General features: G+C 68.2%; 12 protein-coding genes. 4 read left to right on the forward strand and 8 right to left on the reverse strand.

Features of this window, described 5'->3' with window-relative positions; genetic code table 11:
- Nucleotides 1-22: 22 nt before the first annotated feature.
- Together G472_RS0124620 and G472_RS37585 are read right to left on the reverse strand one after the other, a co-directional pair.
- Nucleotides 23-961 (reverse strand): IS110 family RNA-guided transposase, encoded by a 939-nt coding sequence (locus G472_RS0124620; protein ID WP_029010500.1) that lies wholly within the window; start codon nucleotides 959-961, stop codon nucleotides 23-25.
- Nucleotides 962-1,483: 522 nt separating this feature from the next.
- Entirely contained in the window at nucleotides 1,484-2,056 is a 573-nt protein-coding gene (locus tag G472_RS37585) for a CGNR zinc finger domain-containing protein (protein ID WP_029010501.1), read from the reverse strand.
- Between the two features lie 110 nt (nucleotides 2,057-2,166).
- On the opposite strand from G472_RS37585, the gene G472_RS0124630 reads away from it, so the two are divergent.
- On the forward strand, nucleotides 2,167-3,138 hold the full coding sequence (locus G472_RS0124630; protein ID WP_029010502.1) for an alpha/beta fold hydrolase: 972 nt from the start codon (nucleotides 2,167-2,169) through the stop codon (nucleotides 3,136-3,138).
- A 259-nt stretch (nucleotides 3,139-3,397) separates the two neighbouring features.
- Here G472_RS0124630 and G472_RS0124635 read toward each other — a convergent pair whose 3' ends face one another.
- Nucleotides 3,398-7,081 (reverse strand): vitamin B12-dependent ribonucleotide reductase, encoded by a 3,684-nt coding sequence (locus G472_RS0124635; RefSeq protein ID WP_029010503.1) that lies wholly within the window; start codon nucleotides 7,079-7,081, stop codon nucleotides 3,398-3,400.
- A gap of 489 nt (nucleotides 7,082-7,570) precedes the next feature.
- Here G472_RS0124635 and G472_RS0124640 point away from each other — a divergent pair, with 489 nt between their 5' ends.
- The 3 genes from G472_RS0124640 to G472_RS35465 all read left to right on the forward strand — a co-directional run bounded on the left by G472_RS0124640 (nucleotide 7,571) and on the right by G472_RS35465 (nucleotide 8,755).
- Nucleotides 7,571-8,014, forward strand: a complete 444-nt coding sequence (locus G472_RS0124640) for a thermonuclease family protein (protein ID WP_029010504.1) — start codon at nucleotides 7,571-7,573, stop codon at nucleotides 8,012-8,014.
- A gap of 102 nt (nucleotides 8,015-8,116) precedes the next feature.
- A complete protein-coding gene (locus G472_RS0124645) occupies nucleotides 8,117-8,416 on the forward strand; it encodes a type II toxin-antitoxin system RelE/ParE family toxin (protein ID WP_029010505.1) in 300 nt (99 codons plus the stop codon).
- A 3-nt stretch (nucleotides 8,417-8,419) separates the two neighbouring features.
- Nucleotides 8,420-8,755 (forward strand): HigA family addiction module antitoxin, encoded by a 336-nt coding sequence (locus G472_RS35465; RefSeq protein ID WP_035693689.1) that lies wholly within the window; start codon nucleotides 8,420-8,422, stop codon nucleotides 8,753-8,755.
- 18 nt (nucleotides 8,756-8,773) lie between these two features.
- Here the strand turns inward: G472_RS35465 and G472_RS0124655 are convergent, their stop codons facing one another.
- From G472_RS0124655 to G472_RS0124675, 5 genes are read right to left on the reverse strand one after another with little or no spacing between them, the layout of a single operon-like run.
- On the reverse strand, nucleotides 8,774-9,790 hold the full coding sequence (locus tag G472_RS0124655) for a Gfo/Idh/MocA family protein (protein WP_029010506.1): 1,017 nt from the start codon (nucleotides 9,788-9,790) through the stop codon (nucleotides 8,774-8,776).
- A gap of 24 nt (nucleotides 9,791-9,814) precedes the next feature.
- The gene (locus tag G472_RS0124660; RefSeq protein WP_029010507.1) at nucleotides 9,815-10,900 is read right to left on the reverse strand and encodes an ABC transporter ATP-binding protein; all 1,086 of its coding nucleotides are present in this window, start codon (nucleotides 10,898-10,900) and stop codon (nucleotides 9,815-9,817) included.
- A gap of 11 nt (nucleotides 10,901-10,911) precedes the next feature.
- Nucleotides 10,912-11,748 carry a carbohydrate ABC transporter permease gene (locus G472_RS0124665; RefSeq protein WP_029010508.1) on the reverse strand — a complete coding sequence of 279 codons (837 nt, stop codon included), beginning with the start codon at nucleotides 11,746-11,748 and terminating at the stop codon, nucleotides 10,912-10,914.
- Nucleotides 11,748-12,689, reverse strand: a complete 942-nt coding sequence (locus tag G472_RS0124670) for a carbohydrate ABC transporter permease (RefSeq protein ID WP_084536899.1) — start codon at nucleotides 12,687-12,689, stop codon at nucleotides 11,748-11,750. The genes G472_RS0124665 and G472_RS0124670 overlap by 1 nt, the downstream gene beginning before the upstream one ends.
- A gap of 40 nt (nucleotides 12,690-12,729) precedes the next feature.
- Entirely contained in the window at nucleotides 12,730-13,998 is a 1,269-nt protein-coding gene (locus G472_RS0124675) for an ABC transporter substrate-binding protein (RefSeq protein WP_035693690.1), read from the reverse strand.
- Between the last annotated feature and the right edge of the window lie 152 nt (nucleotides 13,999-14,150).

Below are 14,150 nucleotides of genomic sequence, written 5' to 3' on the forward strand. Positions count from 1 at the left end.
CCGGGTTTCCCGGCAACTGTATTCAAGCTGCATGTGGCGGTTGGTAATCGGTGCCCGTCGCGAGCATCGCGTTGAGGGTGACGAGGAGCTTCCGAGCCGTCGCGACGAGAGCGGCTTTAACGGGTTTTCCGGCGGTCTGAAGGCGCTGGCGAAAGTCCTTGAATGCGGGGCACCATCGAGAGGCATGCAGGGCGGCGATGTAGAGCACCGTCCGGACGATGGGTCTGCCGCCGGCGATTGCCCGAGGAGCGGATCGCTTGCCGCTATCGCGGGCGACGGGGGCCAAGCCGACGAGTGACGCGATGCGACGGCGGTCGAGCTGGCCCAGTTCCGGCAACTCCGCGATCAATGTCGCCGCGACGACGGCCCCGACACCCGGAATGGTGCGCAGCCGCCGGTCGATGGCGGCCATTTCCGGATCCGCGGCAACGAGAGCCGTCATGCGCTCTTCGATCTTGGCGATTCGGCGATCGAGGACGACGAGCAAGCTGCGGATGTCGGCACGCGCTTCGGCGTCCGCCGTCTGCTGGAGGCGGGTCATCTCCTGCTTGCGCATCGCCACGAGCTGGCGGCGGCGCGTCGCCTGCGCTTGGAGGGCGCGCCGCGCCGCCGCCAGCGGCTCCGTTGCCGCCGGACGGAGACGAGCGCCAAGCTCCGAAAGCATCCGGGCATCCACCCGGTCGGTTTTTCCGATGATGCCCATGGCACGGGCGAAGTCACGGGCCTGTCGTGGGTTTACGCGGCTGAATCGAACACTCGCCGTTTCCAACGCCTCACGTAGGACACGGTCGTAGCCCCCGCTCGCCTCGAAGATCACCCAGGCGCCTTCCTTGACGCACGCTTTGGCGAAGCTACGCGCTGCGCCGGGCGTGTTGTCGATCCGACGAGCGCCGAAACCGGGATGGTAGATGTCCAGCCAATCTTTGGCGACGTCCACACCAATGAAGAGTTCCTGCATCATGTTCCTGCCCCTGTCCTGCGGGGTCTGCCAAGCAGCCCCAATCAACTGTTCAGGATGACAATCGATGAGCAGATGGCTTCCAGTCCGGGAAACGGGCTCTGTTGTCCCTGGAGGCCCGCGGAATGCCATCTGCCACTCTCAAAATACCTGAACCGTCTTAGACAGGAGGCCCCGTTTCCTGAGAAGATGGGGTCATAATGACGAAACAGGCATCATCCAAATTCGCCCTGAAGTCCGCGAGCGTGCGGTACGGATGGTGTTCGAGCATGCCGGGGTGTGAATCAGCGCCGGTTCAGGACCCCTGTCAGCGTCTGATTGCCCCCGGAACTGCTCACCCGAAGTTAAACAGATCAATAGCTTGCAACGAATAACCCTTTGCCGGCGGAGGGTCATGGGACTGCGCTGATTCACACATTGCGTCAGACCAGCGAGGCGGGAGACAGCCTCCGTTTACGACACCGGCGTCCACCATGCAGCAAGCCGCACAACGCTGTCGCCAAGCCCACGGCGATGGCAGCGCGGTTACGCTGAGCCGGCGGCCCCGCGCGCGCGGCGGCCCGCCGCCTTCTCGCGGTTGCCGCACAGCTCCATGCTGCACCAGCGCCGGCTATGGTTCTTGCTCGTGTCGAGGAACAGCATGACACAGTTCGACCGCGCACATCGACGCAGGTCCTTGACACGCCCACTGACGAGGCACTCCGCAAAGTCTATGGCCAGACGGGTCAGCAGCACATCCGCATGGGGCCGCAGCGGCATTTGCGCCAGATGCCAGTGGCCGGCCTGATTGTGCAGAGTGAGCCTTAGCGGGTTGGCGATGAGTTGATCGTTTACCGCCTTGATCACGCCGGTCGGCGGTTCCTGTCCGGCGAGCAGGGAATCCGCGCCTTGGCGGAACTCGCCGCGGAGCCGCTTGGCGCGGATCAGCCACGTCTCGTCCACGCCGTCCCGGATCTCGGATCCAAGAAGCCCGGCCTCTTGCCCCCACCGCCGTAATGACTCCGGTGAGGATAGGAGATCGACCGTCCTTCCCTCGTCCCGGGGCGCGGTATTGAGAAAATCCAGCCAAGCGGCGTTGCCGAGGAACGTGAACTGCATCGTTCATGCATAACCGGTAAAAGGCCCGTTGACAAGTTACCTTGAGGTAGGGTAACCGTCTAAAGCCGTTTTTGACGGTGACAACGCCAGCCCTGAATGGGGGTGTATCGATGAACGAGGTATTCAAAGGCGCGCTGTCCGGCATGGTGGCAGCCGCTATGCTGACCGGCTCGGCTCTGGCGGATGGGTTGCCGCCGGTGCACTACAAAACCCGGGAAGTTTATGGAGTCGCCGTGTTTTACCGGGAAGCTGGTCCGCCTGATGCTCCAGTCGTTCTGCTCCTGCACGGCTTTCCGACCTCTTCGCACATGTACCGTGATCTTATTCCTCAACTGGCGCGGTGCTATCGGGTGATCGCTCCCGACTACCCAGGCTATGGATTCAGCGCCGCGCCTCCACCGGTGTCCTTTGCCTATACCTTCGATCATCTCGCCGAGATTATGGATGGCTTTGTCCGGGCGGTAGGAGCGAAACGGTATGTGTTGTACGCGCAGGATTTCGGCGGGCCGGTTGGTTTCCGCTTGGCCGCTAAGCATCCTGAGCGGATCGCGGGCCTGATCATCCAGAACGCCGTCGCTCACGAGGAGGGACTGGCACCGTCGCTGGACGCGGCACGTCCATTCTGGGAGGCGCGCACACCGGAGACTGAAGCTCCAATGCGCGCTTTCCTGACGGCAGAGACGACGCGCTACCAGTTCATCCAAGGGGCGAAGGACCCGAGCCGCATCAGCCCCGACGCCTGGACACACGCCCAAGCCCTTATTGATCGTCCCGGCAACGACGAAATTCAGCTCGCGCTCCTGCACGATTATGGGAGCAATCTGCGCAAGTACCCGGAATGGCAGGCATATTTTCGCGCCCACCAGCCTCCGACGCTTGTGGTGTGGGGCAAGAACGACCCCTTCTTTACCGTCGCCGGCGCCCGGGCCTACGCGCGTGACATCCCGGGGACGTCCGTTCACCTGTTCGACACCGGACATTTTGCGCTTGAGGAGGAGGGACCGGCCATCGCACGTCTCGCACTGGAGTTCCTCGAACGGCGAGCCTTCCCAGCCGCGGAGCCGAATCGTTGCCCCTTATGAAGGCGGGTCCCGGTCGAGTCCCCAACCGCCGTAGGTCGTGGCTCGGGGAGCTATGCAGGAAATTGGGTGACGGCGCGATCAGGCGGCGTCCTGTGATGCGGCGTCGGAGACCTCGACACCATCACGGAAGGTGACGCCGCGGATCACCTTGGGCAACAGGTTTTCGCCGTTCAGGCGGCGCCAGGTCTTCGCGGCGGCGCGGCAGGCAATGGAAGGGCCGCCCCGAGGGGCGGCCCTTCGTCATTTCAGGCTTGTTTCCTCACGAGCAGCCGGTGGTGGCGCCGCAGGTGTCGCACTTCAGGCAGGTGCCGTTGCGCACCAGGGTCATGTTCCCGCACTCGCCGCAGGGGTCGCCCTCGTAGCCGCGGGCGCGGGCTTCGCGCACCCGCTCCATGCGGCTGTCAACCGCACCGCCGTAGGACGTGCCGACCACCACGCTGGTGGCGACGCTGACCTCGGCGGCCCGGGCCGTCGGGGCGGACACCGCGCCGTCGGTGCCGGTGGCCAGCACCATCGCCTGCACCGCGCGCTGGGCCTGGCCGCCGTCGAGCACCCGCAGGTTGGAGCGGACGTAGCCGGTGGACGCCACCTTGCGCATGATGTCGGCCTGACGGATCGGCTCCTCCTCGGGCAGGTCGCCCTGGGCGTCGCCGGTGCCGACCGTGAAGGGCAGCAGGTCGTCCGGCGTGGCGTGCGCCAGGTCGGTGCGGGCGAGGTAGGAGATCGCCAGCTCGCGGAACAGGTAGTCGATCACCGACGTCGCCATCTTGATGGCGTCGTTGCCCTGCACCGGGCCCGACGGCTCGAAGCGGGTGAAGGTGAACGCCTCCACGAACTCTTCCAGCGGCACGCCGTACTGCAGACCGATCGACACCGCGATGGCGAAGTTGTTCATCAGCGAGCGGAAGGCGGCCCCTTCCTTGTGCATGTCGATGAAGATCTCACCCAGCCGCCCGTCCTCGTACTCGCCGGTGCGCAGATAGACCTTGTGGCCGCCGACCATGGCCTTCTGCGTGTAGCCCTTGCGGCGGTGCGGCAGCTTCTGGCGGTCGGCAAGCTTGCGCTCGACGATCTTCTCGACAACCTTCTCCACCACCCGCTCGGTCACCAGCGGGACGCGGGCGGCATTGGGCGCCTCGACGATGCGCTCGACCAGATCCTCGTCATCCTCCTCCACGCCGTCCAGCAGCGAGGCCGACAGCGGCTGGCTGAGCTTGGAGCCGTCGCGGTAAAGGGCGTTGGCCTTCAGCGCCAGACGCCAGGACATCAGGTAGGCGTCCTTGCACTCCTCCACCGTCGCCGAGTTCGGCATGTTGATGGTCTTGGAGATGGCGCCGGAGATGAAGGGCTGCGAGGCCGCCATCATGGTGATGTGGCTCTTCCACGACAGGGCGCGCTTGCCGATGCGCCCGCACGGGCTGGCGCAGTCGAACACCGCCAGGTGCTCCTCCTTCAGGTGCGGCGCACCCTCCAGGGTCATGGCGCCGGCGCAGTGGGTGTTGGCGGCGTCGATCTGGGCGCGGGTGAAGCCCAGGCGCGTCAGCAGGTCGAAGCCCGGCTGGTCCAGCTCGGCCGCGGGGATGCCCAGCTTCGACGTGATGAAGTCGGCCCCCAGCGTCCACTTGTTGAAGGCGAACTTGATGTCGAAGGCGTTCTCCACCGCCTTCTCCAGCTTCGCCAGAGTGGCGTCGTCGAAGCCCTTCGCCTTCAGCGACTCGTGGTTGACGCCGGGCGCGCCGCGCAGCGTGCCGTGGCCGACCGCATAGCGCTCGATCGCCTCGATCTCGTCGGCCTCGTAGCCCAGGGTGGCCAGCGCCACCGGCACCAGCCGGTTGACGATCTTGAAGTAGCCGCCGCCGGCCAGCTTCTTGAACTTCACCAGGGCGAAGTCGGGCTCGATGCCGGTGGTGTCGCAGTCCATCACCAGGCCGATGGTGCCGGTGGGGGCGACGACGGTGGACTGGGCGTTGCGGAAGCCGTGGCGCTCGCCCAGCTCCAGGGCGCGGTCCCAGGCGGTGCGGGCGGCGGCGGCCAGCTCCATCTCCGGGCAGCGGGCGGCGTCGAAGGGAACCGGCGTCACCGCCAGGCCCTCGTACCCCTGCGTCTCGCCGTGGGCGGCGCGGCGGTGGTTGCGGATGACGCGCAGCATGTGCTCGCGGTTCTCGGCGTAGCCGGGGAACGGCCCCAGCTCCTCCGCCATCTCGGCGGAGGTGGCGTAGGCCACGCCGGTCATGACGGCGGAGATGGCAGCGCAGATGGCGCGGCCCTCGTCGCTGTCATAGGGCAGGCCCGACGCCATCAGCAGACCGCCGAGGTTGGCGTAGCCGAGGCCCAGGGTGCGGAACCTGTAGGACAGCTCGGCGATCTCGCGGCTGGGGAACTGCGCCATCAGCACGGAGATCTCCAGCACCACCGTCCACAGACGGCAGGCGTGCTCGAACGCCTCGACGTCGAAGGTGCCGTCGTCGCGCCGGAAGGTCAGCAGGTTCAGCGACGCCAGGTTGCAGGCGGTGTCGTCGAGGAACATGTACTCCGAGCACGGGTTCGAGGCGTTGATGCGCCCCGAGGCCGGGCAGGTGTGCCATTCGTTGATGGTGCTGTCGAACTGCACGCCGGGGTCGGCGCAGCTCCACGCGGCGTGGCCGATCTTGTCCCACAGCTCGCGCGCCCGCAGCGTTTTGGCCACCTTGCCGTCGGTGCGGCGGATCAGGTCCCAGGCGCCGTCCTCCAGCACCGCCTCGATGAAGGCGTTGGAGACGCGCACGGAGTTGTTGGAGTTCTGGCCCGACACCGTCAGGTAGGCTTCCGAATCCCAGTCGGTGTCGTAGGTGCGGAAGTCGATGCGGGTGTAGCCCTGGCCGGCGAACTGCATCACGCGCTGGACGTAGTTCTCCGGCACGCCGGCGTTGCGGGCGGCCTTGATGGCCAGCTTCAGGTCGCGGTTCTCCTTGGGGTCATGCCCCTTGGCGCAGGCGGCCATCACCCGGTTCAGGTGGTCCCGGCAGACCTTGGAGCCGGCGACCAGGGCCGCCACCTTCTGCTCCTCGGTCACCTTCCAGTCGATGTAGGCTTCGATGTCCGGATGGTCCAGGTCGACCGTCACCATCTTGGCAGCGCGCCGGGTCGTGCCGCCCGACTTGATGGCCCCGGCGGCGCGGTCGCCGATCTTCAGGAAGCTCATCAGGCCCGACGACTTGCCGCCGCCCGACAGGCGCTCGCCCTCGCCGCGCAGCCTGGAGAAGTTGGAGCCGGTGCCCGAGCCGTACTTGAACAGGCGCGCCTCGCGCACCCACAGGTCCATGATGCCGCCCTCGTTCACGAGGTCGTCACCGACGGACTGGATGAAGCAGGCGTGCGGCTGCGGGTGCTCGTACGCCGACGCCGACGAGGTCAGCAGGCCCGTCCTGAAGTCGACATAGAAATGGCCCTGGCTGGGGCCGTCGATGCCGTAGGCCCAGTGCAGGCCGGTGTTGAACCACTGCGGGCTGTTGGGCGCGGCCATCTGGGCGGCCAGCATGAAGCGCATCTCGTCGAAGAAGGCGCGGGCATCGCCCTCCCCGTCGAAATAGCCGCCCTTCCAGCCCCAATAGGTCCAGGTGCCGGCCAGGCGGTCGAACACCTGGCGGGCGGACTGCTCGCCGACATAGCGGTCCTCCTTGGGCAGCTTGGCCAGCGCCGCCTCGTCGGCGGTCTTGCGCCACAGCCAGGAGGGGACGGTCTCCTCCTCCACCGCCTTCAGCACGGCGGGGACCCCGGCCTTGCGGAAATACTTCTGGGCCAGGATGTCGCAGGCGACCTGGCTCCAGCCGTCCGGCACCTCGATGCCGGACTGCGAGAACACCACGGAACCGTCGGGATTGCGGATCTCGCTGGCGGTGCGGCGGAAGCCGAAACCCGCGTAGGCGTCCTTGCCCTCTGTGGTGAAGCGTCGCTGGATCCGCATGTGTCTCGCGCTCCTGTTCCCGTAATTCTGCCCGTTGGAGGTGGGGGCCCCACAGCCGCGCTTCGGCTGGCCGCCCGACGCCACATCCTGTATGCTGGCCGCACCCTACCCACAGGTTCTCGGGCGATCAACCGGATTTGGTGTTTTGCACCGAGTTGCCCACAAGATATAGCGTCGGACCATCAACGGTGCCGGCCGCGGCAGGGTTCCCCGAGGCGTTCGATTTTCTCCGGCACCGCCGCCCGGCGTCCGTCTCCCCTCTGATAATCGAGGGATTTCAAGCCGTTCCGCCGACATCCCCGGAACCCCCGCGGACACCGGGTAGCCGAATCGCCATCAGTAGGATCAAAATCAGGAACACATAGGTGTGTCGTGCGCGCGCCGGTGGAAAAGGACCATATGCCTATTCTGCCCTTGCTCCGTTCCTGAGACAGGCTTAGGATCACAGGCGTGACCCCGGCCCATGGCCGCCACTGCGGGGAATCGCCCGTGCGCGCTGTCCTGACCGTTCCGCTCCTGCTCGCCCTGCTGGCGGCCGCACCGGCCGCCGGCCGCGAACCGCCCCTGCCCGGCCCGATCGCGGCCGACGTTCTGGAGGTGGTGGACGGCGACACGCTGGCGGTGCGCGCCACCATCTGGCTGGGCCAGCGGGTGGAAACGCGCGTGCGCATCGATGGCATCGACACGCCGGAGCTGCGCGGCCGCTGCGCCGAAGAGAAGCGGCTGGCGCAATCGGCCCGCACCCTGCTGGGCCAACTGGTCGACGGGCGCCCGGTGCAGCTCCTGCAAATCCGGAACGACAAGTTCGGCGGCCGCGTGCGCGCCCGCGTCGTCACCGCCGCCGGCACCGACGTCGCCAGCGCCCTGATCGACGCCGGCCTCGCCCGCCCCTACGCCGGCGAACAGCGCCGCCCCTGGTGCGAGGGGGCGTAGAACACCCCGGCCGGCGGTGCAACGAGACCGACGGGCGAGGGTTGATGATGTGTCCCGTTGTGCGGTACAATAGATCATCGAGACGGAGTGAACGGGCGGGGCATGATCGCCTCCTTTCGAGACGCGTGGCTTGAAGATTTCTTCAGGCACAATGTGGTGGGAAAGCAGATTCCCGCGGCCGAAAGGGACAGGGTGTTCCGCCGCCTGCAGATGCTGGATGACGCCACCTGCGACCGTGATCTGCGATCACCGCCCGGTAATCATTTTGAACGGCTGTCCCCACCCCTGGATGGCAGGTGTTCCATCCGGGTGTCCCGGCAGTGGCGCCTGGTGTTCGAGTTCGACGGCACGACCGGCAGGGCGACCGGCGTCTACCTCGACCCTCACACCTACAGGATATGAGAGATGATCATCACCGCACGCTCACCGGACAGCGTTGGGCAGATCCTCGTCGAAGAGTTCCTCGAACCACTTGGCATCACGCAGGGCCAACTGGCCGAAGCGCTGGGCGTGCCGCGCAAGCACGTCAACGAGTTGTGCAACAACCGCCGGGCGATCACGGCGGACACCGCGCTGATGCTCAGCCGGGTGTTCGACACCAGCGTGGAGTTCTGGGCCAACCTGCAACTGCGAAATGATCTGTGGGCGGCACTGCACGACCCGAAGCGTATGGAGCGGATCGAGCGGGCTCGACCGATCAGCCGGCCCCGGGAGCCGGAAGGCAGGGCGGCCGGAGCATAGCCGTGGTGGCGTCGGCGCTCAGCGCTCCGGCGCCACCGGCTCCCATGCTCCGGTCTCGCCGCTGCGGAACAGGGCGTCGATGACGCGCAGGGTCGCCACGGCGTCCTCCAGCGGGTAGTCCGGCGGCGTGCCGAGGCGCAGCGACCGCGCGAAGGCGTCGGCCTGAAGCGCGTACTGGTCGGCCGCCGGCAGGTCCTCGGCCAGGGCGGAGGCGCCGCCGCGGCGGCTGCCGTCGTCCAGCAGGATGCGGCAGGGCGCGTCGGGGGGCGCGTTGAAGGGGATCAGCACCTCGATCCGGCCGCGGCTGCCCGTGCACTCGACCCGCTGGTGCGGCACCATGCGCGTCGATACGGTGAAGCCCGCGTGGCGACCGCCGGGAAAGGCCAGGAGTGCGGAGGTCAGCACGTCGACGCCGCAGGCGGGGTCGCGCTCGACCAGGGCGGTCACCCGGGCCGGCTCGGCCCCGAACAGCCAGCGCGCCAGCATCACCGGATAGCAGCCGATGTCGTAGAGGGCGCCGCCGCCCTGCTCCACCCGATTGCGGATGTTGGCGGGGTCGTCGTTGTGGAAGCTGAAGGTGCAGGTGATCGCCATCGGGTCGCCGATCCGCCCCTCGCGGATCAGCGCGCGCACCCGCAGCCATTGCGGGTGGTGGCGGACCATGAAGGCTTCGACGATCTGCCGGCCGGTGCGGTCGCGCACCGCGATCAGCCGCTCCGCCTCGGCGGCGGTGAGGGCCACCGGCTTTTCGCACAGCACATGCTTGCCGGCCTCGGCGGCGCGGATCGCCCACGGCACATGCCGGTCGTTGGGCAGGGGGATGTAGACCGCGTCCACCGCCGGGTCCTCCAGCAGCGCCTCGTAGCTGCCATGGGCGCGCGGGATGCCCAGCCGGGCGGCAGCGGCCGCGGCACGGTCGCCGTCGCGCGACGCGATGGCCGTCACCACCGCCGTGTCGGTGCGTTGCAGGGCCGGGATCACCTTCTCCACGGCGATCTTCGCGGTGCTCAGGATGCCCCAGCGGACCGGTTCCATCGTTCCCCCCTTACCCTCATCCCGTCAGGCCAGCCGCCGCCCGTCGGCGGGATCGAACAGCGAAACCCGGCCGCCGTCCAGCCGGACCGGCAGCGGCGCGTCGCGGCGGATGCGCCGGTCCGGTGCCATGCGGGCGGTGACCTCTCCCGCCTCGGTGGCGAGGAGAACGTAGAGGTCGGGGCCCGTCGGCTCCGCCATCACCGCCCTGGCGGCGAAGGCGCCGGGGCCGCCGTCCTCGGCCACACGCACGTGCTCCGGCCGGAAGCCCAGGGTGACCGGGCGCCCCTGCGACCCGTCGGCCGGCGGCTCCAGGCCGGGCAGCGGGATGACCATGCCGCCGCAGGCCAGCCCGACCCCGCCATCGGCCGGCACGAGGCGGCCGTCGAGGAAGTTCATGGTCGGCGCCCCCACGAAGGAGGCGACGAAGCGGTTGGCCGGGCGGTCGTAGACGGCTTCCGGACGATCGCACTGCTGGATGCGGCCGCGGTCCATGACGACGATGCGCGTCGCCATGGTCATCGCCTCGATCTGGTCGTGGGTCACGTAGATCATGGTGCGCCCCAGCCGCTCGTGCAGGCGCTTCAGCTCGACCCGCATGTCCGCGCGCAGCTTGGCATCCAGGTTCGACAGCGGCTCGTCGAACAGGAAGACGCGGGGCTGGCGCACCAGGGCGCGGCCGATGGCGACGCGCTGCTGCTGGCCGCCCGACAGCTCCGACGGCCGGCGGTCGAGCAGATGGCCGATGCGCAGCAGATCCGCCACCTCGGCCACCTTCCGCTCCACCTCGGCGCGCGGCGTGCCGCGCATCTTCAGGCCGAAGCCGATGTTCCGGCGCACCGTCATGGTGGGGTAGAGGGCGTAGGACTGGAACACCATGGCGATGTCGCGGGCGTCGGGGTCGAGGTCGCTGACGTCGCGGCCGCCGATGCGGATGCGGCCGCCCGACAGGGGCTCCAGCCCGGCGATCATGTTGAGCAGAGTGGACTTGCCGCACCCCGACGGCCCCAGCAGGACGAGGAACTCGCCATGCTCCACCTCCAGGTCCAGGTCGTCGATGACGGCCGTGCCGCCGTAGACCTTGCGGACCGCTTCCAGCGAGACGCCTTGCATGACCACGCTCCTCATCCCTTGACGGCGCCGGCGGCGATGCCGCGCACGAACAGGCGCCCGGAAAACAGGTAGACCAGGACGGTCGGTAGGGCGACCAGCATGGTGGCCGCCATGTTCACGTTGTACTCCTGCTCGCCGAACTGCGACGCGACCAGGTTGTTCAGCGCCACCGTCACCGGCTGGCTGTCGCGGCTGCTGAAGGTCAGGCCCAGCAGGAAGTCGTTCCAGGTGTAGGTGAACTGCAGGATCACCGCGACCGCGAAGACCGGCAGCGACAGCGGCAGCATGACGTACCAGAAGGTCGCCAGGAACCCGGCGCCGTCGATGCGCGCGGCCTTGACCAGATCGGCCGGCACGGACTGGAAGAAGTTGCGGAACAGCAGCGTCACGAAGGCCAGCCCCCACACCACATGGACCAGCACCAGCCCCGGCACCGTGCCGAACAGCCCCAGTTCGCGCACCAGCAGGATCATGGGGTAGAGCGTGACCTGCGGCGGGATGAACAGCCCGATCAGCAGGGCCGCGAACAGCAGGTTGGCATGGCGCAGCCGCCACAGCGACAGGGCGTAGCCGGTGATCGCCCCCAGCCCCACCGACAGCACCAGCGCCGGGATGACGATGAAGAAGGAGTTGAGGAACTTGTCCGCCAGCCCGCCGCTGCCGCCGCGGCCGTGCCACGCGGTGCTCCACGCCTCCAGCGTCGGCGCCTGCGGCAGGGCGAACAGGTTGCCGTCACGGATCTCCGCCATCGGCTTCAGCGAGGTGGAGGCCATGATCAGGATGGGTGCCAGCACGGCCAGCGCCGCCGTGACGAGCAGGAGATAGAGAACGACCCGCTGGTAGGGCATCACCGGCCTCCCCGTGACTTGCGGAGTTCGACGTACAGGTAGGGGGCGATCACCGCGGCGATGGTGCACAGCATCATGAAGGCGCCGGCGGCCCCCAGGCCCAGCTCCTGGCGGTTCAGGATGTGGTCCACCACGAAGCGCGCCGGCAGGTCGGACGCGAAGCCCGGCCCGCCGCCGGTCAGCGCCACCACCAGGTCGAACGCCTTCATCACCAGCGCCGCCAGCAGCACCACCACCGTGAAGAAGACCGGGCGCAGCATCGGCGTGATGATGTGCAGGTAGACCCGCCAGGTGGGAATGCCGTCGACCCGCGTCGCCTTCCAGATGTTGGGGTCGATGCCGCGCAGCCCCGCCAGGAACAGCGCCATGCACAGCCCCACCTGCTGCCACACGCCGGCGATGGCCAGGGTGTAGATCGCCCGGTCCTGGCGCACGATCCAGTTGAAGACGAAGTCGGTCCAGCCGAGATCGCGCACCGCGTCCTGGATGCCGAAGGTGGGGTTGAGCAGCCACTGCCAGATCACGCCCGTGACGATGAAGGACATGGACAGCGGCAGCATGAAGATGGTGCGGAAGACCGATTCCGCCCGCACCCCGCGGTCGATCAGGATGGCCAGCGCGTACCCCGCCAGGGTGCAGCCGACGATGAACAGGGTGCCGTGGATGGCCAGGTTCTCCATCGCCGTCCACCAGCGCGCGTTGGCGAACAGCCGGCGGTACTGGTCGAACCCGACGAAGTCGTAGACCGGCAGCAGCCGCGACCGGGTCAGCGAGATGACGAAGGTCCAGGCGATGAAGGCGTAGAAGCAGACCACCGTGATCACCGTCGCGGGGATCAGGGCGATCCGCGCCGCGGTCGCGGGCGACAGGCGCCGGCGGGGGCGCGGCGCCTCGCGGTCGGCGGCGGTCAGCAGCGCCGGGCTCGGCTCGGCATGGGACATCGGGAACTCCCCGTGGCGGGTGTGCGTCCGGTGCGGACGGTCAGCGCGCGTCGGCGATGGACCGGATGAAGAGGGCGCGGCCGTTCTCCGGCGTCATGGACGGGTTGTTCCAGAACTGGGAGATCGCGTCGTCGATGGCACCCGACACCGAGCTGGAGACACCGAACAGCCCGGTGCTGACCAGATGGGTCTTCGTGTCCTTCAGCGTCTCCATGGCCAGCCGGGCGCAGGCGTCGAAGCCGGTGCCGTCGACGTCGTTGCGGATGGGGATCGACCCCTTGCGCCGGTTGAAGGCCACCTGCACGGCGGGGTCCAGCAGCACCTCCGCCATCAGCGTCTGCGCGGCCTGCGCCTGCGCGTCCCTGCTGCGCGAGAAGGCGAAGGCGTCGACGGCCATGATGTAGGCGGTGTCGCGGGCGGGAGCGAGCGCGCAGCCGACGGCCGTACCCGGCTCGATCCCCGCCGCCACCATCTCCCCCTTCACCCAGTCGCCCTGGAACTGGAACGCCGCGTCGCCGCGGATCAGCATGGCCGTCGCCTCGTTCCAGCGCCGGCCGGGGCTGCCCTCGTCGACAAAGCCGCGCAGGGCCGCGAAGGTGCGGAACGCCTCCAGGGTCGTTTCCGACTCCATGGCGGCGCGGTCCAGGTCGCCGTAGATGCGGGCGTAGTGGTCGCGCCCGCCGACCCCCAGCAGCACGGTGTTGAAGAGGATGCGCTCCTGCCAGGGCTGGCCGCCCAGGGCGATGGGCGTCACCCCCTTGCCTTTGAGGGTCCCGGCCGCCTCCAGGAACTCCGGCCAGCTTCCGGGGACGGCGACGCCGGCCCGCTCCAGCACGGCCGCGTTGTAGAACATCCAGTTCTCGCCGTGGATGTTGACCGGGGCGGCGATGTAGCGCCCGTCATGCTTGGCGACCTGCGCGATCATCGGCGGCAGCAGGGCGTCCCAGTTGGCCGCCTTCGCCGGGCCGTCGATGTCGCCCAGCAGCCCCTGCTCCGCCAGCTCCTTGAGCTGTTCGCCGATGGAGAACTGGAAGATCGGCGGGGCATCGCCGCCGATCATGCGGTTGACCGCGGCGGCGCGGGCGTTGGAACAGCCGGCCACCGGCGTGTCCTTCCAGACGCCGCCGCGCGCCGTGAACGCCGCCCGCACCTCCGCCAGGGCGGCGGATTCGCCGCCCGACGTCCAGCAGTTCAGCACCTCCGCCGTTGGAGCCGCCGCCGCGGCCGGACCGCCGAGCCCCGCCGCCATTCCCATGGCGGCCATCGCCACCGCCGACACCAATCCCGCACGCCGCAAGGTCCTGTGCATCGCCACCTCCCCGGTTCGATCGGTCACCGCAAATCGTAACGTTGCGATTTTCCGTCAGTATGAATGGGGCGCGCCGATTGTCAACACGGTAATTTGTAGCACAAACGGCTTGTCCAGGGCGACCCGTAACGATACAGTCCAGATCGTAACGT

Source organism: Azospirillum halopraeferens DSM 3675, from assembly GCF_000429625.1.
GTDB classification, from domain to species: Bacteria; Pseudomonadota; Alphaproteobacteria; order Azospirillales; family Azospirillaceae; genus Azospirillum; species Azospirillum halopraeferens.